This is a genomic window from Vibrio sp. bablab_jr001, from assembly GCF_016464285.1.
In the GTDB taxonomy this organism is placed as follows: Bacteria; Pseudomonadota; Gammaproteobacteria; order Enterobacterales; family Vibrionaceae; genus Vibrio; species Vibrio fluvialis.
Genome location: NZ_JACDWZ010000041.1, coordinates 1 through 21,981, shown reverse-complemented (window position 1 = coordinate 21,981; position 21,981 = coordinate 1). Strand labels below are relative to the sequence as shown.

The following is a 21,981-nucleotide window of genomic DNA, read 5'->3' as shown; positions in this document are numbered from 1 at the left end:
AAATAACGACTTCACTAAAGGTTCTACGTACAATGGCACCCAGAAGTTAAATAGGATGCATTCTCATTATAATGACGTATACCAGTGACACTATTAGCCGTTCTTGGCTCATAACTCAAGTTAAAAAACATAAGTCTAAGTTGTTGTACGCTAATGCGATTGCGATCGCTGCAACTTTAATCAGTGTACCCATCCCGCTACTTATGCCACTGATGGTTGATGAGGTTCTTCTCAATCAGCCAGGCACAGGTCTGGCGGTCATGAACAAGTGGCTCCCATCCGACTGGCAAACGCCAACCGGTTACATCATGTTTACCCTGCTGCTGGTGGTATTGATGCGTGCGGCCAGCCAACTACTCAATATCGTGCAGAACCGGCAGTTTACTCTGGTTTCCAAAACCATCACTTTCCAAATGCGCAGCAAGATGATTGATAAATTGGGGCGCATCAGCATAAAGCAATATGAAACCCGGGGAAGCGGCGGGATTAACGCCCATTTAATTACCGATATCGAGACGATCGATCAATTCATCGGCACGACATTAAGTAAGTTCCTCATCAGTTTCCTCACCGTCATTGGCACCGCGATCGTTTTGCTGTGGCTCGAATGGCGGTTAGGTTTGTTTATTTTGCTGGTCAACCCGATTGTGATTTATTTTTCTCGCAAGCTCGGTAGCAAGGTCAAACACCTCAAGAAACGAGAGAATCAGGCCTTTGAACGTTTCCAAAATCGTCTGGTCGAAACGCTGGATGGCATTTATCAGTTGCGCGCGGCGAACAAAGAGCGGGAATTTCTCGCCCAACTGACCTCGCATGCAGACGAAGTTCGCAACCACGCTGACAAATATGCCTGGCAATCGGAGGCCGCTGGCCGTCTGTCCTTCTTATTATTTCTGCTGGGCTTTGAACTCTTTCGCGCCGTCGCGATGCTGATGGTAGTTTTCAGCGACTTAACTATTGGCCAGATATTCGCAGTGTTCGGCTACTTATGGTTTATGCTCAGCCCGGTTCAGGAACTGCTCGGCATTCAGTTTTCATGGTACAGCGCCAAAGCGGCCCTCACTCGCATCAACGAGTTGCTTCAGCTAGAAGAAGAACATCGTCCGCCCAGTAAGGTCAATCCGTTTACCGATGATCGCGAAGTGGAAGTGTCCATTTCACACGTTAACTTCTCTTACGACGGCGAACACAAAGTGTTAGATGATCTGTCACTTGAGATCCCGGCTGGTAAAAAGGTCGCATTGGTGGGTGCCAGTGGCGGTGGCAAATCCACCCTGATTCAATTGCTGATTGGCGTATACCGGGCAAATTCCGGAGAGATTCGCTACAACGGAGAGACCTGCGATGACATCAGCTTTGATGTGATTCGAAGCCAGATAGCCGTGGTATTACAACAACCTGTACTTTTCAATGACACTTTAAGGCATAATCTCACCCTCGGAAGCGATTACGACGAACTGTCCTTGTGGCGTGCGTTAGATATCGCGCAGATGCAGGACGTGATCACTAAACTCAATCAGGGCCTCGACACCCAGATCGGACGCAACGGCATTCGTTTATCGGGCGGCCAGCGACAACGCTTAGCGATTGCGCGTATGATTTTGAGCAATCCGAAATTTGTGATTTTGGATGAAGCGACCTCAGCGCTCGACACCGCCACCGAAGCGGCATTGCATAAAGCGTTAACGGAGTTTCTGCACGGAAGAACAACACTGATCGTGGCGCATCGTCTGTCAGCAGTAAAACAAGCCGATTTGATTTACGTGCTGGAAGATGGTCATGTCAGTCAATCCGGCACTCACGGAGAGCTGGTTGAACAAGAAGGTTTGTATCAAACATTGTATGGTTCAATACAATCGCACGCATAACGGTGACAACGTCACCCTGTATAATAAGGAAACGCTGCGATGAAAATCAAAGCGTTAAAGCAACATTTAACTGACAGCGGCTCTGTTCGCTTGTGTCAGGGATGTGAGCTGCCCGTTGATGTCATCTCGGTCGAACGAGGGAAAAGCGCTTATTGTCCGCGTTGCGGCACTCAGCTGTACCGCGGCGGCAGCCCTTCGTTATCCGGCAACTTAGCCGTTGCGATTACTTGTTTGTTACTGTTTATTCCGTCGCAGTTTTTCGATTTTATCAGTATTCGCCTGGTCGGTGTTATGATCCCGGCCTCATTGCCTGCCGGCATCATCGCATTAAGTAATGAAGGTTACTTCGCCCTCGCCTTATTGGTTTTCTTCTGCAGTACGCTGGCGCCGTTTCTCGTCTGTGGTTCGGTCGTGGTAGCACATATATCGCTTCACCATCGTTGGTTTACCGGGCTTCGTTACTCGCTGACCCTGATACAGAAACTCAAATCATGGGCGATGATGGATGTGTTCCTGGTCAGCGTGGCTGTTTCTTGTTTCAAACTCAAAGACTATTCCGATGTGTTTATCGGCCCAGCCCTGTATAGCCTGGTGCTGTTGCAGCTGTTTACGGTGCTGCTCATCAGCCGCATCAGCGTGCGCCGCTACTGGGAAGCTTGGAAACCGGAGCGTGATTACGACGCGCACAATAAACAGGTTCACTGCCATAACTGCCATTTATCTCAGGAAGAAGGAGCTCGCTGCACTCGTTGCCATAACAAACTTTACCATCGCAAACCGCAGTCGATTGAACGCACTTGGGCGTATGTGATAGCAGCCAGCGTGGCCATTTTCCCCGCCAATATCATCCCGATTTCAATCCTGATCACCAATGGTCAGCGTTTGGAAGACACCATTTTTTCCGGTGTTGCCTCATTGGTGAACAGCGGCATGATCGGCATTGCTATTATTATTTTCGTTGCCAGTATTGTCGTCCCGGTAGCGAAAATTCTCGGCCTCATCTATTTATTGCTGGCGATACGCTTTAAGCGGCAGGTTTACCACCGCCAGAGAATGTTCATTTTTTATGTGATTAAATGGATTGGCAAATGGTCCGTCATGGATCTGTTTGTCATCTCCATCATGCTGACTTTGGTCGATCGCGGCCAGATTCTTGATTTTACGCCCGGGTATGGCGCCGTTGCTTTTGGTATGGTCGTCGTATTGACGATGCTCGCCGCAGAAAGCCTCGACCCTCGTCTGATATGGGATAACTATCCGGGTGCCGTTTCTAAGAACGAGTCTGATAATGAGTAACGAACCAACAAAACAAAAAGCCTACTCGCCGGACGTAAGGCGTAATAAGGGCATTTCACCGTTATGGATTTTGCCGATTCTGACCATGATTCTGGCCGGATGGCTGGTGGTTAAAGCCATTCACGACGCAGGCGATCGCATACAGATCTACTTCTCCGATGCGCAAGGCCTGGTCGCGGGCCGTACCACCATTCGCTATCAAGGTCTGGAAGTGGGTATGGTCAGAGACATTAAGCTCTCCTCCGATCTTAACAGCATCTATGTGGAAGCCGATGTCTACCCTGAAGCTACTCGCCTGCTCTCTGCCGATACGCGATTCTGGCTGGTCAAACCGACCGCCAGTCTGTCCGGAGTTTCCGGTCTTGATGCGCTGGTGTCAGGTAACTACATCGCAATTCAACCTGGCAGCAACATTGATGGACAAAGTGATCATCCCGATGAATATCATGCTTTAGACTCTGCACCCTCGGATCTGCTGGCCAACAGCGGGCTGACCATTTCCCTGAAAGCCAGCGATCTCGGCGGTATTTCTATCGGCTCTCAAATCGTCTACAAGAAAATCCCGATTGGTGAAGTCTACAGTTATCAGCTCGATGAAAGTGCAAAATCCGTCATCATTCAAGCCTCCATCAAGAACGAATATCGCCACATCATTACCAGCGAAAGCCGCTTCTGGAACGTCAGTGGCGTTGGAACCACGGTTGGTTTTGATGGCATCGATGTTCGTCTGGAAAGCCTGAGCGCTCTGATTGGTGGCTCAATTGCGGTCGACTCCCCCGATGGTGGTGAACCCGTCGAACAGAATACCCAGTTCCGGCTCTATCGCGATTTAAAAACTGCAGGCCGCGGTATTCCGGTCAAAATTGATCTGCCGGATAACAACAACATTAATCCGTCAGGTGCGCCGATCATTTATCGCGGAATTGAAATCGGTCAAATCACTAACCTTCAACTCAACAACGACAAAATTGTCGCATCAGCGGCAGTTCAGCCTGCGTTCAGCGATTTGCTGAATTCAGGCAGCCATTTTGTCCTCGAAGAAGCTAAAGTATCGCTGACTGGCGTAGAAAACCTCGCTAATTTGGTGAAAGGCAATTTTCTTACTCTGGTGCCAGGCAAAGGCGACCGTGCGCGTCATTTTACCGCCGTGCGCAAAGCTGAATTTAGCCAGGAGCAGTCACGCTCAGTCGCGCTAAAACTGATTGCTGAAAGTTCATTTGGCTTGGAAAAAGACGCACAGATCCTCTATCGCGGTGTCGCCGTCGGCTCGGTAACCGCCGTGAAGCTTGCCGCTGATAAGGTGGAATTTGATGTGCTGATTGACAAGCAGTACGCCTCGCTTGTTCGATCGCAAAGCCGTTTTTACGTGACAGGTTCCGCCAGTGCTGCATTGACGGAATCTGGCCTGAGCGTTTCGATTCCACCGGCCAAACAGTTGTTAACCGGCTCAATCAGTTTTGTCAGCGAAGGCAGTGAGAAGACGCAGCAATCTTACCGCCTGTATCAGAATCAATCTTTGGCTGAAATCGCCAAGTACAATCAGTCTGGTTCACAAACCCTGCAGTTATTCGCGCCAGAACTGCCTCCGGTGAACGCAGGCAGCCCGTTGTTGTACCGCAATCTTAAAGTCGGCACGGTATCCAGCTTCAAGCTGACACAAAGCGGCGTTGTGATTGAGGCAAAAATTGAGAATCAGTACAAGCACTTGATTACATCACAAACCGTGTTTTGGAGCCGATCCGGTGTTGAAGTGAACGCATCTTTGTCCGGCGTCAGTATCAAAGCTGCTCCCCTGCAAACGCTGATTCAGGGCGGCATAGAGTTCGACAACATCAACGGCGTCGAAAACAAACAGGGCGAACTATGGAAGCTCTACCCGGATTATCAACAAGCGCAAAAATACGGTGAAGAGATCATGCTGGTCGCCCAAGGCAATACTGGCATTACCATCGGAACACCAATCAAATACAACGGTGTTCAGGTGGGCGAAATCACCGACGTGCTGCCGGATTTTTCTTCACCACAAGTGCGCTTCAAAGCCCGGATTCAACCGACCTACGCGCCCTATATCACTAAAGCGGGATCCGTATTCTGGTTGGCTGAAGCGAAGGTAGGACTCAAAGGCGTCTCCAACTTGCAGAACCTGATTTCAAAGGCGATTGAAGTGAAACCGGGCAGCGGCAAAGCGACCAAACAGTTTACGCTGTCTGCTATGCCCTATCAGGCAAAAGGCATCACCTTTAGCCTGCAAAGCGAGACCCGAGGTTCAATTGATGTGGGTACGCCTGTACTTTACCGCGACATCGAAGTCGGCCGCGTAACGGATATTCGCCTGGGCAACTTTGCGGATCGCGTCATCTCCACCATCGAAATTGAGTCGAAGTACGCTTATCTGGTGCGTGAGAATAGCCTGTTCTGGAACACTTCCGGTTTAGACGTTTCCATCGGCCTGAGTGGTGCCAATGTCAAAGCCGGCACGCTAGACAGTATTGTGCGCGGCGGGATTACCTTTGCCACCCCAGAACAAAAACAGCTGACTGCCGCAGCCAAAGCGGGTCAATCGTTCTACCTCTATCCGACCCCTCAGGAAGAGTGGAAAAAATGGCGAACTGCCATTCCTAAGCCCTGACGATATGAGCTAAAAAAGGCAGCCTGATGGCTGCCTTTTTATATCCAGCGTCTCTGTAACTTCAAGTACGGCAATGATAGGTATATAATTCCGCCCCAAAATCCAAGACTGAGACACCATATTGCATTCGAATATCTCTCTCCCAGAAGAATTTCTTACTACGATCGCTGATATCCTTCCGGCATCCCTCAACATGGAAGATTTTATCGCAGCTTGCCAGCGACCACTGCGCAAAAGTGTTCGCGTCAACACGTTAAAAATCAGTGTGGAAGAGTTTCAGCAACGCGCCAGTGAGAAAGGATGGGCATTAGAGCCTGTACCGTGGTGCGAAACCGGATTCTGGATCGAAGCCGATGAAAGCGAAGTGCCACTTGGCAACACCGCCGAACACATGGCTGGTCTGTTCTACATTCAGGAAGCCAGTTCCATGATGCCAGTTTCAGCGCTGTTTATGGATGAAGCAGACGCTTTCCACTCAGTACTGGATATGGCGGCAGCACCGGGGTCCAAAACTACTCAGATGGCTGCGCTAATGCACAACCAGGGGGTTCTGGTCGCGAACGAATTCTCAGCCAGTCGCGTAAAAGTGCTGCATGCCAACATCGAACGCTGTGGTATTCGCAATGCAGCGCTGAGTAATTTTGATGGCCGAGTCTTCGGCGGATGGTTACCGGAACAGTTCGATGCCGTATTGATTGACGCGCCCTGCTCTGGCGAAGGCACGATCCGTAAGGATCCGGATGCCATGAAAAACTGGAGCAAAGAGTCTGTATTATCGATTGCAGATACGCAGAAAGACTTGATTGAAAGTGCTTTTCAGGCACTGAAGGTCGGCGGTGTCTTGGTGTATTCAACCTGTACATTGAGTTGTGAAGAGAACCAGCAAGTGTGCTGGCACTTGAAAAACACCTACGGCGATGCGGTGAGTTTTGAGCGCCTCGACTCTCTGTTCACCGATGCCGACAAAGCCATTACTGAAGAAGGTTTCCTGCACATTTTCCCTCAGGTTTATGACTGTGAAGGCTTCTTTGTAGCGCGTATGCGTAAGCTTGCCGCCGTTGCGGCTCCACCAGTCAAAAAACGTTTGGGCAAGTTCCCGTTCGAGAAAGCGAGCAACAAGATCCAGGCCGATGTGGAGAAACAGCTGCAAACCACTCTGGGTATCTCGCTACCTGCTGACAGCAGCATCTGGCTTCGAGACGCCGATGTGTGGCTGTTCCCTAATGCGTTGGAACCGATGTTGGGCGAACTGCGCTTTTCCAGAATGGGGATCAAAATCGCCGAAACGCACAAGAAAGGATACCGCTGGCAGCATCAGGTGGCGACCGCACTAGCTACCGGGCAAGAAACCCGTTGCGTTGAACTTTCGGTTGAAGATGCACGCGAATGGTACATGGGACGAGATGTCCGCCCACAAGGTCAAAGTGGCCAAGGCGAAGTGATTGTTCGTTATGGTAACGATGTGATTGGACTGGGGAAATGGGTGGGCAATCGCGTCAAAAACGGTCTGCCTCGTGAACTGGTGAGAGATAAAAACTTATTCTGAACCGCTAAACGCCAGCATGAAATGCTGGCTGCTTGTCGCGAAAAAATGAGTCTGTACTACACTTAACGTTAAGCAGTCTCAGACTCAATTCTATTAGCGCAGGCTCTTTGGAGCCATTCCCCTAGGCCCGAAACGCCTTACGTTTCTGGCCTTTTTTTTGTGGATTATTCAGCCAGACGAATGCCGTCTTTTTCAATCAGGATTTTGCCCTGTTTGAACAGACCGCCAATGGTCTTCTTAAACGTGCCTTTACTGGTACGGAAAGTTGCGAAAATTGCTTCTGGAGTTGATTTGTCACTCAGTGGCAGGAAGCCACCTTTCTTCTGCAACGTTTCCAGAATTTTCTCGCTCAGATCATCCATCTTCGCTACGCCCACTTTCTGCAGCGCCAGATCGATTTTGCCATCTTCACGAATATTCTTGATGTAACCTTTCAGCTTCTTACCGATGAAAAGCTTACCAAATACATCGGATGGGAAAATCATGCCCCAATGCTGGCCATTGATGATCGCTTTGTAGCCAAGGTCCGAGCGTTCAGCGATGATCAAATCAACCTGTTCATTTTGCGCGTACTTCGCTGGCGTTTTATCCAGCAGTTTGTTGAACTTCGTTGTTCCCACAATACGGCCCGACGCTTTATCGGTGTACACGTAAACCAGAATGTTCTGACCCGCAGCAAAACGCGCACGTTGTTCACTGTAAGGCACAAGCAAATCTTTGTCTTTGATTCCCCAGTTGACGAAAGCACCCGTGGTGTTAACGCCTTCAATTTTCATCAGGCCCCATTCACCCACTTTGGCGATTGGCGTTTCTGTCGTTGCCGCCAGTTGGTTTTCTGAATCAAAGTACAGGAACACATCAACAAAGTGTCCCAGTTCCACACCTTCTGGTGCAAATCGTTTTGGCAGTAACGTCGTACCAAACTCCCCGGCGTCCAGGAAGACACCAAAATCGGTAATTTTTACGACTTCTAGATTGTTAATCTGACCAACGTTAATCATTTAAAACTGTCTCACATCAAATTTGCAGAGATTATACGTGATCTCTGTTATGCTTTCCCCCATTCAACAGAGAAAATTAAGCAATTTTTTCAGGAGTTTTCGTTGATCACTGTCGATAAGCAAGATGCCGTCACCCTAAAGATTTCGTCGGAGATGTCCGACAGTAAAAAGCTCGATCTTGATATGTATCTGTTTATCCCCGGGGAGTTGGGACTGACACCGGAAGTGATATCAGAGTCTGAGTTTTTTTACAGTTCTATCCATCAAAAGCGTTCCTATTACAGTGACCAGATTCTGTTGCCACTGGTGCACAGCCGACTGGCGCAGCGCGGCCGACTCTCTTCTACCCAATACCGGGTCAGCTTAAGTTTGTTTGCTTATCAATACGTTATTGCACTCGATAAGGCCGTCAATCAGCTCAACAATACGAGTGACAGCGTCACCTCTGAAGAAGTGGATACGGTTATAGAGTTGGCTTTGGATATTCTCAAGCGCCTGCGCAGAACAATCCCTTATGAAGAAACACTTAAACGTTACTACGCCAACATCGACAACTACCTTTCGTGGTACACCGAGCAGAAGTTCCTTTCGATGGTGTCGAACCTCACACGCGATAACGAATATAAAACCATCAAAGAACGCTTGATCACGCTGGTGGAAAAAGAACAGGCACATCGTGCCTTGAACCACTATAACTCAGATAAAGCCGATAACGACATCACCAGACTCAGCAACAAAATGCGTCTGCTGCGTCGTCTGATTGAGCACCCAATCATTCTCAACGAGAAAATCACCTCCCTCGGCAAAAATATGAAACGGGCCGTGAAAGGGATTGCGACCGGTTTGGTCATGGTGGTGGTGACCATCACGGCAATTTCCGCACGTGACTACTGGGGAGAAATCACCGCTTCTTTCATCATCGCGATGTCATTTATTTATGCATTGCGGGAAATTTTTAAAGATGACTTGCGCGACATGTTGTGGCGCTGGATCCGCAAGGGCAAACCAAAGTGGCGCCGTCGCTATTTCGATCCCAGTACGGGTAAGCAAGTCGGTCAGAAAGATGAATGGTTGGATTATAAAAGCCTGAGCAATTTACCCGACAGCATTCAGAACATTCGAAAGAAGCGTGTTGTACAGCGCGAAGAGCAGATTCTCCATTACCGCTCAGAAACCGAGATGACCACATCGCGATTTATGAGTGGCTATGAAGCCACTCGCGAAAGCATGTTGATTGATCTTCGGACTTTAACCCGCTTGATGGATAAAGGCTCAAACCGGATTTATCAGCTCAATAACGGACAAGTCAGCCGCGAATCGGTAGAAAAGCGTCACTTGATTAATCTGATCGTTAAAGAGAAAAATCACAAAAGTAAACCGCGCTATTACCGTTGGAAAATCGTGCTAAACCGAAGCAAGATCGTGGATATCGAATCCATCGAACTGAGTTAACGCTTCGAGCATTTCAGCGACAGCGTGAGCCAGAATTCCGCCATCGGTTCATCACCATGCAGAGATGGGCAAGTGGCGGTAATTTTTACCGCTTTGTTTACCCGCTCCCCGGTTTGAATGGTTTCATCGAGCATCGCATCGATGGCCTCACCTTCATCACAATGAAAATACACATCCGCTTCCGGACGTTTTAGAAATTCACCTTTCACCGCTTTGAATGCCAGTGAAACTCGCTCGCCACGCTGTTGCGCTTTCTGCATCGCCATAAAACCACCGGCAACGTCTGCACCGACCGCGAGAACACCAAAATACATGCTATTGAGGTGATTCTTGTTACGACGCTTCAGCGGTATACGGACCACCACCGATTGGTCATTGAGCGTGATGAGTTTTGGCCGGCAATACCAGATGAGTGGAACTTTCATTAAGCCAAAGTAATTAAGGTAAAAATTCGCTTTTGTGAGTGCGGAGAGCATAGGTCAGACCTTCGTTTATAGTTGTCAGACCAGTTGACTAAACCGCATTTGAATTGTCAATGAGATGTTACAGAAAACAAGAAGCCAGCCTTCTTATTGGCTGGCTTTTGCATTGCTTAACTTCAGAAGTTGAAGATGGCTTCCGCCTGAGCGTTTTCCAATAAGTAGTTTTGCAGTTTCGGGTACTGTTCAAGTGATTGTGTGACCACTAATACCGGCTTCTTAGCTTGTTGCGCAGCTTTAATCGCAATATCCGCCAGTTGAGTAATCGCTTCGCTGTCCGGGTTGTAGAGGTATTCCAGCGACGGGTTCAGCTTGTCGATGCCAAGCGTAAACTGCGCCAACGATTCCCAATCTAAAACAACACCGTCGAAATAGTGCAGCAGGCGATCCGCGACCATAACGCTGGACGGCACATTACAAACGTAAAGTACCTTCAGGCCGTTCAAGCCACGCGGTAAGCCCTGGACTGCCAAACGGTCAATAATCGTGGCTGCATCACTCAGTGTGCGGACAAACGGCACCACAATTTCAATATCCAACCCTTTCGACCGAAATTGTTTAATCACTTCACACTCAAGTGCAAATGCTGCAGCGTAAGACTCAGAAGCATAACGCGAAACCCCTCTCAACCCCATTGCCGGGTTGACTTCATCAGCCTCCAGAGAGCCGCCCAGCAGAGTCTGATAGCCGTAACTATCGGCACAACTCAAACACACGCGAACCGATTGATGATGCGGTTCAATGGCCTGTTCGATTTGCGTAACCAAGGTTGCAACAAAGTGCTGCTCCAGCGGAATGCCACCTAACATGGCATCCAGTGAACTTTTTTCCAATTCTGACAGTTGGTCTGTGCCACTCACCAAAGCCGGATGATAAAACACACTTTCCGCAATGAGCTCAGAAAGAGAGACAAACAAATAAGAACTCGGTGCTTGTGCCATCGCCTTTGGCAAGGTGTTTCCGAGAGCCAACTGTTCATGAATGGTGGCGTTATGTTCTAAACTCATTACTGCTCCGATTATCATTATGATGTTTATGTCGAAAATACCGAGAGAACTCCAGAAAAACAAGCCAAAAATCAATATTTATGAATTTATTTTGCATAAATTTTCACTTTACACTTTACGAAAAATTCCTTTTTTGCTTAACAGTTTATTCTAGTAGGTAAATTCGTTATCTTTAGGGCCTCGCAATAAAAGGACAGGCTATCCTATGCCATTAAAAACAGATGAATTAAGAACCCAAGCATTGGGCCCAATGCCTACACCGGCAGAACTTAGCCACGCCCATCCCATCACGGATGAAGTTGCAGAACGTATTGCTAACTCTCGACGTCAAATCGAGCGCATTCTGACCGGAGAAGATGACCGCCTGTTGGTGATCGTCGGCCCATGTTCTGTACACGATACCATCGCTGCGATGGATTACGCGCGCCGCTTAAGTGCCATTCAGGATCAATACGCGAACGAGCTGTTTATCGTTATGCGTACTTACTTCGAAAAACCGCGTACGGTTGTCGGCTGGAAAGGCCTGATCACAGACCCGAACCTAGACGGCTCTTATGCACTGGAAACGGGCCTGAATAAAGCTCGTCAACTGCTGCTTGATATCAACAAGCTTGGTCTGGCTACCGCGACAGAATTTTTAGATATGATTACGGGTCAGTACATCGCTGACCTGATCACCTGGGGCGCAATTGGTGCACGAACGACCGAATCTCAGATTCACCGCGAAATGGCCTCCGCGCTTTCTTGCCCGGTTGGTTTCAAAAACGGTACCAACGGCAATGTTAAAATCGCCATTGATGCGATTCGTGCATCCAAAGCCTCACACTACTTCTATTCACCAGATAAAAATGGCCGTATGACGGTGTACCGCACCAGCGGAAACCCATTCGGGCACGTTATTCTGCGTGGCGGCGATACCGGACCAAACTTTGATGCCGCGTCGGTTGATGCAGCCTGTGCTAAACTGGCAGAGTTTGATCTTCCAGAGCGTTTGGTGGTGGATTTCAGCCACGCCAACTGCGAAAAGCAACACCGCAAGCAATTGGATGTCGCCAAAGACATTTGCCAGCAAATTGAATCTGGCAGCCACAAAGTGGCGGGCGTCATGGCAGAAAGCTTCATTCTTGAAGGTAATCAGCCGATGCATGATCTGAACAACCTGACTTATGGTCAATCGATCACCGATCCGTGCCTGAGTTGGGAAGATACAGCAACAATGCTTGATATGCTGGCTCAATCGATTAAAGTACGCCGCGCAAGTTAACCATAAGGAAAACATTAAGATGCCTTCTTTTGATATTGTTTCTGAAATCGACGTTGTAGAAGTCCGTAACGCGGTTGATAACTCCAACCGTGAGTTGGCCACTCGTTTCGATTTTCGCAACGTAGAAGCCAGCTTCGAGCTGAAAGAAGAAACAGTAAAATTGGCTGCTGAAGGTGACTTCCAACTGCAACAGCTGATGGACATTCTGCGGAACAACCTGGCGAAACGTGGTGTGGATCCTCGTTCTATGGACGTGAAAGCTTCCGTTCATTCAGGTAAAAACTGGTACAAAGATGTCGTTTTCGTTCAGGGTATTGAAACCGATCTGGCGAAAAAAGTCGTGAAAATGATCAAAGATGCCAAGCTGAAAGTTCAGGCGTCGATTCAAGGCGACAAAGTGCGTGTAACAGGTAAAAAACGCGATGATCTACAAACAGTCATCGCTCTGCTACGTGACAGTGACTTGGAACAACCATTCCAATACAATAACTTCCGCGACTGATTACATCGCCACGAAGTAAAGAAAATCCAGCCCTTGGGCTGGATTTTTTACATTTGGAAGAATGCGATTAATCGCGCTGCTTTTCTATCGCAATCGAGTTAACACAATAACGCAGCCCGCTCGGCGGTGGACCATCAGGAAAGACATGGCCAAGATGTGCGTCACAACTGTTGCAGCGCACCTCGACTCTCGGCGTCGCCAGTCTAGTGTCGATATGATACGAAATCGCGTTGCTTTTCACAGGTTGAGAAAATGAAGGCCAGCCTGTATGCGAATCGTACTTGGTATTCGAATCAAACAGCACGGTTTTACAGCACACACAGTGATAAATGCCCGGCTCAAACAAGCTGCACAATTCTGAAGAAAATGGTCGTTCCGTTCCGCGTTCACGCGTGACGTAATATTGCTCTTCGGTCAGTTCTTTTTGCCACTCCTGCGCCGTTTTTTCAACGCGACGCGTTGGTTGCAAATTCCCATGATTTGCAAATTCAAAAATGTCTTTCCAACTCAGCATAGCTGCCCTCTCTTACTGATTGCCTCTTGTCTGCCTTAGACCTTAGCGCGAGGCAAAAACTTTCACCGCCTTACGTCGCTTATAAAAAAATAGCTCATCAATGATGAGCTATTTTTGCTTTTTACAGGCCGATTTCTTCGGACAACGATTTTATCTGTTCCAGATCCATCTGATGGACCCGAATCATCTGGTCCAACTGACTGATACGTGAGTTTGCTTCATCTTGTTTATCACAAGCATCCGATTTAGCGTCCCAGGATTTGCCTTCCAGATAGATATCACACTCTTTCTTAAGCGATTTGACTTGAGGAACCAGCGCATCACGCTCCTTCTGCATCGCTTCCATCTCTTGCTTAATTTTCAGCTCTTTCTGGAATAGTTCACGAGAGCGCTCAAACATGGTCGCTTGCATATCAGCCTGACGATTCAGCTTGCTATTCTTGGCATCAGCCGCTGCCAGCGCATCTTTCTGTTCGGATAACTCGCTCTCCAGCGTCGCATTCACTTTTTCCAGCTCAGTGATCTGCTTTTCCAATTTACTCAGGTTGGTTTTGTGTTGTTCCGTCTGTTCATTAAGCGCTGCTTGAAGCTTATTTTCCCACTCGCTGTTCATAGCGATGGTTTGCTGCTCAGCGTCGGCCTGCTGAGCCGAATCATCACTCTTCGATTGCTGATATTGTGTTTCCAACGTCTGATAGGCTTTTTCCCATTTCGACGCGGTGACCGATGAGCCAATCAAGCCACCAAGAGCCAAACCCAACACGGCTGCGATACCAATATAGAGATAACTGCGCTTATCGCGCTCTTCAATGACAACTACATCTTCGTTATCGTCTAACTGTTTCTGGTTCAAGTTTTACTCCTAAATCAACATCAGCGAAATAATTCAGCAACGACCACAGAGACAATGTAAATCACAAACGCCGCCCCCAGAGTCATCACCACACCTTTCTGAACTTTCTCACTGGTTCGATAACGGATCAGAAAGTATGCCAGCACAATCAATAATCCAATGGTTATCAGTCTGATCATGGCTCGCTCCCTTTATAACGCTCTATTTTATACCACTTATACCGTATGAAAGGTCAGAGAAAAGTTTATTCCTCCACATCTTAGGGAAGATTTCTGACTTCGATTGATTTTGTAGATGACATCACACTTTGTTTTGGTTAGTATCGCAAAGCAAATTACCTGATTACACAGGTAATTGTTCCGTTGAAGACTGCAGGAGAGAGGTTGTTAACCTATTTTTAACAAAATAGGCAAACATACCCGCCGAAGAAGTAAATCTTTCAGGTGCTTTATTCTTCACCAAGAAGAATTAGCGAGGACTGTAGTTGGAGGAACCTCTGGAGAGAACCGTTCAATCGGTCGCCGAAGGAGCAAGTTCTGCTTATCCACTAAGCGGAGTGAAACTCTCAGGCAAAAGGACAGAGGAGTGAAAGGTAACCCGTATTGTAAATAGCTTTTGGCTATTTACTGTTTGATCCATTTTTTTGATCCGCCCTTTCCCTCTTCTCCTTAGATGTTGTTTATTAAGGGGAAAACATGACTAACCTTCTTTCATTTTTACAAACTATTGATAGCTTCGTTTGGGGCCCACCACTACTCATTTTGCTCGTCGGCACTGGCGTGTATTTCACTTTTCGTTTGGGTCTGCTGCAATTCCGCCACCTGCCAACAGCACTGAAAATGGTATTCAGCCGCGATAAATCTGCGGACAAACAAGGTGACGTATCGAGCTTTGCGGCGCTGTGTACCGCACTATCGGCAACGATCGGTACCGGCAACATTGTCGGCGTGGCAACCGCCATCAAACTGGGTGGCCCGGGTGCGCTCTTCTGGATGTGGCTGGCAGCGCTGTTTGGTATGGCAACCAAATACGCCGAATGTCTGCTGGCGGTGAAATACCGTAAAGTCGATGATAAAGGCCAGATGGTCGGCGGCCCGATGTACTACCTGCAATACGGTGTCGGATCTAAAGCGCTGGCTATCATGTTTGCTGTTTTCGCTCTGGGTGTTGCCTGCTTTGGTATCGGTACCTTCCCACAAGTCAACGCCATCATTGATGCGACAGAGATTTCATTCGGTGTCTCTCGCGAAGTCTCCGCTGTCGTACTGACACTGCTGGTTGCCTTCGTCACCATCGGCGGAATTCAGTCAATTGCAAAAGTTGCTGGTAAAGTGGTACCAGCTATGGCGCTGTTCTACATCGTGGCTTGTTTAAGTGTGATCGTGACAAACGCTGACCAACTAATGAATGCAGTGGAGTTGGTTCTGACTTCCGCCTTTAGTTCCTCTGCAGCGACGGGTGGTTTCCTAGGTGCGAGCATTATGTTGGCGATCCAATCTGGTATTGCACGCGGTGTGTTTTCCAACGAGTCTGGCCTCGGCAGCGCGCCAATGGCCGCCGCCGCAGCAAAAACCGATTCTTGTGTGAAGCAAGGCCTGATCTCGATGACAGGTACATTCTTCGATACCATCATCATCTGCACGATGACTGGCCTGGCATTAATTCTGACCGGCGCATGGCAAAGTGATTTCTCCGGCGCGGCCATGACAACATATGCTTTTGCCGTTGGTCTGAACGCAGAAACAATTGGTCCAATGCTGGTCTCTATCGGCCTGATGTTCTTTGCTTTTACCACCATTCTTGGCTGGAACTACTACGGCGAACGATGCATCGTGTTCCTGTTCGGCACTAAAGCCGTATTGCCATACAAACTGGTATTTATTGTTCTGGTTGCTTCAGGTGCATTCCTGAAACTGGATATGATCTGGGTCATTGCGGATATTGTGAATGGTTTGATGGCAATTCCGAACCTGATTGGTCTGATTGCGCTGCGTCACATCGTGGTAGAAGAGACTAAACAGTTCTTTGCTAATGCCGTGAATGAAGTTCAACCCGCGTTACATGCACAGCAATCAAGATAAGAAAAAAGCGCCCGATGGGCGCTTTTTTCTTAAACAGTTTCTTTTTCGAGCAACAGCTTTAAACCCAGCGCGACTAAAACAAAGCCCGTTGTCCCTTCCATCCAACGCATAAAAGATGCGTTCTTCAAAAGATTCTTGGCTGAGCTTAGCGCGCCAGCAAGGCCACATTGCCAAACCATCGCGATCACAAAATGAATTCCTGCCATGAGCAAAGACTGCATTAAAGGAGAATGCTCAGGATTAATAAACTGTGGCAAAAACGCGAGGTAGAAGACCGCCGTTTTAGGGTTAAGAACATTAGACAGGAAACCTTCACGCAGAGAACGCTTAACGCTGAGCTGTGAATGAGACAAAGTCGCCACATTCATACCCTGCCCAGTTTTCAACAAGGTACGTAAACTAGAGATACCCAGCCAAATCAGATACGCCGCACCAATCATTTTCATAAAGTGGAACAGCTCAGCCGACTGAGTCAGGATCGCAGAAATACCAATCGCGGAAAAAGTTGCGTGCACGAATAAGCCCGCACAAATACCAAGGCTGGTCACACAGCCATCCACCATCCCCGCTCGGGAGGTGTTGCGAATTACCAGCGCAGTATCAAGACCGGGCGTTAAAGTAAGAATAGTAATGGCGATAAGAAACGCTTCAATGTTTTGGATGTACATATCAATCCCTGAAAAGTCACAAGTGGTTAACTTATACCGTAAAGTGTGATTTGTGTCTCTAACAGATTATCGTCAGATAAGAAAACGCCCAGCTGTGGGCTGGGCGTTTACAGTCGAGGTAGTATTCGTCAATAATTCACACGAAAACTATATTCTATCGTGCTAATGCTTCTTCCAAAGATATAATCGGTTCTTTAGCGTAGACTTTGTTCACTTTGTCCCAAGGGATTGGGTCTAAAGAAACGCCTTTATCTGCGGCTCTTTTGTGAATACGGCCTATATAGGAAGAACTTTTATATGTATCTGCCGCAAATCCATTGCTGTCATGGTCTAAAATTCTATCCGGTGCTAATTCTTTTAGAAACACAATCTCACCACATCCCCGCAGATAGATCTTAGCTTGCCCATTGGGCAACAGACCAAAAACAAACTCCGTGCGATAACATGTAGAGCCTAAGGATCCATCCATACGTCGATATTTCGCAGACTTAGCCATCAAGTCTCTTACTCTCATTGGAACCTCATACTTGGTCACATAAAACTGAGTATTGAGTAGTGATACCCAATATAAATAAAGGGTATCTGGAGGCAATTTAATCGGAGAAATTTGCCTTTTCTGGTTCATAGCGTAGTCAGCAATAGGTAGTCCAAAACCTTCATACTCTGGAAATCGAGGCGAAATATTTTTGAAATCACTAATCCTCATAAACTGAGAAAAGTTATGTAATAGTGATGTCCAATCTTGTTCTTCGTTGACGCCATAAGCTTCTGTTACTTTAGCGGGATACAATGTAGGTACTGCAATGCTAACACTCCAAGGGCTCTCAGGAAGATCTGAAGCATATGATGTGCATGCACTCGTCAGCATTACTGCTGAAAAAAGAAATATTCTACTAATGAACAACTTATTCACCTTCCTTACATTCATAACTTGCCCGCCTGTAACACCCTTCACTTTCGTTCCATAGGGGCCCCATCCCAATACTATCAGATGAAGAATGATGGAATAGATTCATCGACATTAAGTTTCTTTTCAGTTTTGGATCTTTAAATTCTGCATCTAAACCTTCATAGTCACCTTGCTTTGCCATCTTAAGTATTTTCTTATTAAATGCCTCAAAACTAAATGATGTACGATTAGATAGATACGAGTCCTTAACATTGTAAAACCCCATATCAGGATCAGACCAAACAAACTCTTCATCATCCGATATTGGTACACCATGAAACTCAGCCAATCCGTACATTAATCGTAGATACAGACGAGACAGATCACCTTCAACTCTTCTTTTTATAAACAACGAGCCACTAACATGACCGCCTTCGCCTTTCCCATTCTTAACAGTTTTAATGATTGGCGAATCGATGTAACTTTTAGGATCCCACCCAGTTAATAGATCTCGTTGTTTATATAGATCAAGTTTTTTTTCAACATACTTAATAGCTCGTTCTTCAGACCAACGATCAGAAAAATGTCTATGTACTTTCTTTATTAGCTGTTTTTCTAATACAGGCAATAAATAGTCATCCTTTTCTTTATAACTTAGGCGAGATTGATATCCACCTCCAATATCCGAGTGAGCTCCGGGTAAAACAAATTCGTAAAAGTGTTCTTCATCACGAGAATTTAGATGGTTTAAACTAAAATTATCACGACATTCAATTGTGGAATCTGCAGTCAAATGAACCGCTTGTCTTACACGTTTTGGATCTAACCAAAGCTTAGCAGCGCCATTATCCGTGTGTGTTGAGAAGTCAAAATCAAGCACAGTTTTTGAACTTAATGATACCAGATGTACAACTGATGCAACGGTATCAAACAGCCCTGCAAATGTAATTTCACAACTCGCTTTATTTTTTTCAGTTTCATTCCAATCAAATCGATAAGGTAAATATGTGTTTCCCTGCAACACTTCCTTTTCAACAAACTTAGCAAGCTGCCCTGCTTTTCCATTAGCTACTACATTGATAAAGTGCCTTGCTGCTGCGGCCCCCCGGCTAAAACCAAAGGCATCAAATTGGATTTTACATATCCCATCAATAGGATTGTTCGGATTTTTCTCAAACTTGGTTTTCTGCAATTTTATTAGGCTTATAAACTGTTCTATTCCAGTGTTCACCTTTTCTACAACACCGTATTCACCTATACCCGCACCTTGCCCCCAAATTACTGATTCGTCAGCTGGTGCAATGTTAGTTAAATTTCCTGTACCAATACCCGTTACGTATATCGAATCGGTAAATAAGCCTTCAATAATCGAGCCATCGCTTTGTATATAAAGATCACTTAGCTTCTGAACATTAGTGAGCTCATTGGTGGCACTGCCTTCCACGGTTTCGATTTCCCCGTCATCGTTTTTAAACAATGAGATAAAGAAGTTATCTTTCTTAGGATACGCAAAACAGTCATCAGAAAGCAGCACTTCTGGTATATCATTTTTGGGGTAACCGGTTTTTCTGGAAAGAATGTCGCAGTCTGCTTCGTATTTTGCCTTCCAAGTGGAATAGTATTTTTCCAGTTCCTGCTTACCCCATATCGCACCATAGGTATTGTTGGCAGTGCCATCGAAGAACATGCCGACACGCAAGGTGATAAACTTGTATGCTCTGACCTGAAGAACATACGTTTTATCGACGATCAATTTGACTGCGTCACCTTGCCCTTTTTGGTGGTAAGTCGGCAGTGTTACTTTCTCGGGTAGCAGCGTGAGATCGCCAGTGGTAATTTCTGCATATTTCACGACGCCACCATTGTGACCGCTATAACCAGCAGCAAAATCTTTGGTCGGCTTATCCGTGTTATTTCGCGGATGAGTCTCCGCTTGAGCTTCGAGAATCCATGGCTCTGCGTCCAAAACCAGTTGTACCGGGCCAGGCGGTAGCTGCTCAATCAAAATGGGCGCATCACTCAGTTCGACAGGATGTTCAACTTGATTGGAGTCAACCAGTACACCAGTCACCCCCGAGAATGGTTGATTGTTTTCGTCTCGAACAAGAATTTCTATCCAGTGAGTTAACTGTTGGCATGGTAAGCAATAAGCATTGGTTCCTGTACTGCTCATACAAATTTCTCCTGAATATTCAATAACTGTTCTTGTTCTGGACTAGATAAGTGAAAAGCGAGGCATACTTCCGCCATCGATACCGGAGTACGTTGAACCAGCATGTTCAACACTGCCAGTTCTCCTTGTTCTGGGTTAAATCCTTGCGATTGAGCCTGAACCAAAGTCTGTTTGATGGTCTCCACGGGTTGGTCAAGCGCTTCCATCGATTCGGGCAACACTTCCCAGAATCGCTTTTCTAAAATCACGGCATGAGTTTGAGTGGCGTACAATGGCTTAAGATGTGCCTCTTTCATTCGCCACCAAGGCGCTGGTTGTAATTCGAACGGCGTCACTCGGGTTGACGACCAGGTTTGCAATTGGTCTGTTTCGGTACAAAAAGCCGTCAACTCCTTGATATTGCCGAATAGCGCGTTGAGATCGCTCTCGTCCATTACCGTGAGCATTGGCAATAACACTTTCGGATCGTAAAAGCGAAATACTACTTCTTCACCATCCAACCCTGCGGTCAACAAGCTACGCAAATGGTCAGTGAGATCCTGTAGATCTGCCGACGATGTGAAGAACAACCCCTGCTGCAACGCCTCTTTAGAAACCGCAGCCAAGGATTCATCGACAGGCACCAACCAAGGTGACAATGGCATCGCATTGGCAAACATATCCCCATGAAAAATTGGGATGGAATTCTCAAACGCAAAACCGCCATTTTCGCTTACGGCTTGTTTAAAAGGGTCTGCTTTGGCAAGCCAAAAGACGGGCAAGCTTTGTGTGTCTAGCCACTCAGAAATCATGAATTACCCTCCGCGAGTGGACAAGGTTTCACTGCAGGCACATTGGCTTTCTCTGCCTGCAGCAAAGCTTGGTAAGAAACCGTTTTCGGAGCATCCAGTGGCGGCGCATCGTCCAAATTGCCCGGTAGTGTGGCAGCTTGGCCACTGAAACCACTGCCACTGCCCGGGCTACCGCCAGAGTTCAGGTTCACGCCTGCACCAGAAAGATGAACCCCTGCCGGGTCGACTTTCACAAAGCTCCCGCCCGCTTTCACGGTGATTTCGGAGCCAGCTTCAATAACGACCTTTTGGCCCGCTTTAATATGGACTTCAGTACCCGATTCATTCACCCAAACACTGCCGGTTTTCACATGCAATGAGCCTTCAACCATCAGAGTTCGATTCCCGGTCACTGATTCACGGCTTTCCCCGCCCACCGTCAGATGCTGATTGTTTTTGATTTGAGTAAAGCGGTCGTTCTCTACCGTGAGGTGTTTGTCGTGCTTAATCACGCTGGTGTGGTCGTTTTCAACCACTCCGTCAAAGTCTTTCTGTGCGTGCAGGTAAATTTGCTCACTGCCCGCTTGGTCTTCAAAACTGAGTTCGTTATAACCCTGACCTTGATGGGTTTCGGTGCGCAGCACAGTTTTGGTTTTGTTATCCGGCAGCGTATACGGCGCGGTGTTGGTGGCGTGATAGGTACGGCCGGTGACAATCGGTTGGTCGGGGTCTCCGTTGAGAAACGATACAATCACTTCATGACCAATGCGCGGAATGGCGATCATGCCGTATTGGCTACCCGCCCAACCTTGCGAGACACGCACCCAGCAGGAGCTGTGCTCATCACCGTTGGAATAGCGATCCCACGGGAAATGCAGTTTTACACGGCCGTGTTCATCGCAGAAGATCTCTTCGCCTTCTGGGCCAACGACTGTGGCAATCATCGGGCCATCAACCTGAGGTTTGGCTTGCGGCGTGGCGCGCCAGGT

General features: G+C 47.4%; 19 protein-coding genes and 1 riboswitch. Of the genes, 8 read left to right on the top strand and 11 right to left on the bottom strand.

Annotation, left to right across the window (positions count from 1 at the left end):
• Positions 1-71: 71 nt before the first annotated feature.
• From JIG40_RS06040 to rsmF, 4 genes are all read left to right on the top strand, one after another.
• Positions 72-1,868: an ABC transporter ATP-binding protein gene (locus JIG40_RS06040; protein WP_055452237.1), complete on the top strand. Its 1,797-nt coding sequence runs from the start codon at positions 72-74 to the stop codon at positions 1,866-1,868.
• Between the two features lie 39 nt (positions 1,869-1,907).
• Positions 1,908-3,164, top strand: a complete 1,257-nt coding sequence (locus tag JIG40_RS06035; protein ID WP_199464976.1) for a paraquat-inducible protein A — start codon at positions 1,908-1,910, stop codon at positions 3,162-3,164.
• Entirely contained in the window at positions 3,157-5,793 is a 2,637-nt protein-coding gene (locus JIG40_RS06030; RefSeq protein ID WP_199464975.1) for an MlaD family protein, read from the top strand. Before JIG40_RS06035 ends, JIG40_RS06030 begins: the two co-directional genes overlap by 8 nt.
• Before the next feature lie 121 nt (positions 5,794-5,914).
• A complete protein-coding gene (gene rsmF, locus JIG40_RS06025) occupies positions 5,915-7,339 on the top strand; it encodes a 16S rRNA (cytosine(1407)-C(5))-methyltransferase RsmF (RefSeq protein WP_199464974.1) in 1,425 nt (474 codons plus the stop codon).
• A 164-nt stretch (positions 7,340-7,503) separates the two neighbouring features.
• On the opposite strand, the gene JIG40_RS06020 is transcribed toward rsmF, so the two are convergent.
• Entirely contained in the window at positions 7,504-8,340 is an 837-nt protein-coding gene (locus tag JIG40_RS06020) for a S1-like domain-containing RNA-binding protein (protein ID WP_032080168.1), read from the bottom strand.
• A 102-nt stretch (positions 8,341-8,442) separates the two neighbouring features.
• Between JIG40_RS06020 and JIG40_RS06015 the strand changes: the two genes are divergently transcribed.
• A complete protein-coding gene (locus JIG40_RS06015) occupies positions 8,443-9,792 on the top strand; it encodes a hypothetical protein (RefSeq protein WP_020331110.1) in 1,350 nt (449 codons plus the stop codon).
• Here the strand turns inward: JIG40_RS06015 and JIG40_RS06010 are convergent.
• Together JIG40_RS06010 and JIG40_RS06005 are read right to left on the bottom strand one after the other, a co-directional pair.
• Complete coding sequence (locus JIG40_RS06010) at positions 9,789-10,268, bottom strand: DUF4442 domain-containing protein (protein WP_020331111.1); 480 nt, start codon at positions 10,266-10,268, stop codon at positions 9,789-9,791. The genes JIG40_RS06015 and JIG40_RS06010 overlap by 4 nt on opposite strands.
• Positions 10,269-10,390: 122 nt before the next feature.
• Complete coding sequence (locus JIG40_RS06005; RefSeq protein ID WP_199464973.1) at positions 10,391-11,278, bottom strand: putative PEP-binding protein; 888 nt, start codon at positions 11,276-11,278, stop codon at positions 10,391-10,393.
• A gap of 205 nt (positions 11,279-11,483) precedes the next feature.
• Between JIG40_RS06005 and JIG40_RS06000 the strand changes: the two genes are divergently transcribed.
• Positions 11,484-12,542 carry a 3-deoxy-7-phosphoheptulonate synthase gene (locus JIG40_RS06000; RefSeq protein ID WP_020331113.1) on the top strand — a complete coding sequence of 353 codons (1,059 nt, stop codon included), beginning with the start codon at positions 11,484-11,486 and terminating at the stop codon, positions 12,540-12,542.
• Positions 12,543-12,561: 19 nt separating this feature from the next.
• On the top strand, positions 12,562-13,044 hold the full coding sequence (locus tag JIG40_RS05995; RefSeq protein WP_020331114.1) for a YajQ family cyclic di-GMP-binding protein: 483 nt from the start codon (positions 12,562-12,564) through the stop codon (positions 13,042-13,044).
• Positions 13,045-13,111: 67 nt separating this feature from the next.
• On the opposite strand, the gene msrB is transcribed toward JIG40_RS05995, so the two are convergent.
• The 3 genes from msrB to JIG40_RS05980 form a co-directional block, all read right to left on the bottom strand.
• Positions 13,112-13,558 carry a peptide-methionine (R)-S-oxide reductase MsrB gene (msrB, locus tag JIG40_RS05990; protein ID WP_199464972.1) on the bottom strand — a complete coding sequence of 149 codons (447 nt, stop codon included), beginning with the start codon at positions 13,556-13,558 and terminating at the stop codon, positions 13,112-13,114.
• 121 nt (positions 13,559-13,679) lie between these two features.
• Positions 13,680-14,411, bottom strand: coding sequence for a hypothetical protein (locus JIG40_RS05985; RefSeq protein WP_020331118.1), 732 nt, complete (start codon positions 14,409-14,411; stop codon positions 13,680-13,682).
• A gap of 20 nt (positions 14,412-14,431) precedes the next feature.
• A complete protein-coding gene (locus JIG40_RS05980) occupies positions 14,432-14,590 on the bottom strand; it encodes a hypothetical protein (protein WP_020331119.1) in 159 nt (52 codons plus the stop codon).
• A 307-nt stretch (positions 14,591-14,897) separates the two neighbouring features.
• Positions 14,898-15,002: riboswitch (glycine riboswitch) on the top strand.
• A gap of 104 nt (positions 15,003-15,106) precedes the next feature.
• Between JIG40_RS05980 and JIG40_RS05975 the strand changes: the two genes are divergently transcribed.
• Entirely contained in the window at positions 15,107-16,492 is a 1,386-nt protein-coding gene (locus tag JIG40_RS05975) for a sodium:alanine symporter family protein (RefSeq protein ID WP_020331120.1), read from the top strand.
• 29 nt (positions 16,493-16,521) lie between these two features.
• Here the strand turns inward: JIG40_RS05975 and JIG40_RS05970 are convergent, their stop codons facing one another.
• The 5 genes from JIG40_RS05970 to tssI all read right to left on the bottom strand — a co-directional run.
• The gene (locus JIG40_RS05970) at positions 16,522-17,160 is read right to left on the bottom strand and encodes a LysE family translocator (protein ID WP_020331121.1); all 639 of its coding nucleotides are present in this window, start codon (positions 17,158-17,160) and stop codon (positions 16,522-16,524) included.
• Between the two features lie 154 nt (positions 17,161-17,314).
• Positions 17,315-18,028 (bottom strand): DUF2931 family protein, encoded by a 714-nt coding sequence (locus JIG40_RS05965; RefSeq protein ID WP_244662643.1) that lies wholly within the window; start codon positions 18,026-18,028, stop codon positions 17,315-17,317.
• A 37-nt stretch (positions 18,029-18,065) separates the two neighbouring features.
• Positions 18,066-20,222: a DUF2235 domain-containing protein gene (locus JIG40_RS05960; RefSeq protein WP_199464971.1), complete on the bottom strand. Its 2,157-nt coding sequence runs from the start codon at positions 20,220-20,222 to the stop codon at positions 18,066-18,068.
• Positions 20,219-21,013: a DUF4123 domain-containing protein gene (locus JIG40_RS05955; RefSeq protein WP_199464970.1), complete on the bottom strand. Its 795-nt coding sequence runs from the start codon at positions 21,011-21,013 to the stop codon at positions 20,219-20,221. Before JIG40_RS05955 ends, JIG40_RS05960 begins: the two co-directional genes overlap by 4 nt.
• Positions 21,010-21,981 (bottom strand): type VI secretion system tip protein TssI/VgrG (tssI, locus tag JIG40_RS05950; RefSeq protein ID WP_199464969.1); only part of this gene is annotated, 972 nt, incomplete at its 5' end. The genes tssI and JIG40_RS05955, both read right to left, overlap by 4 nt.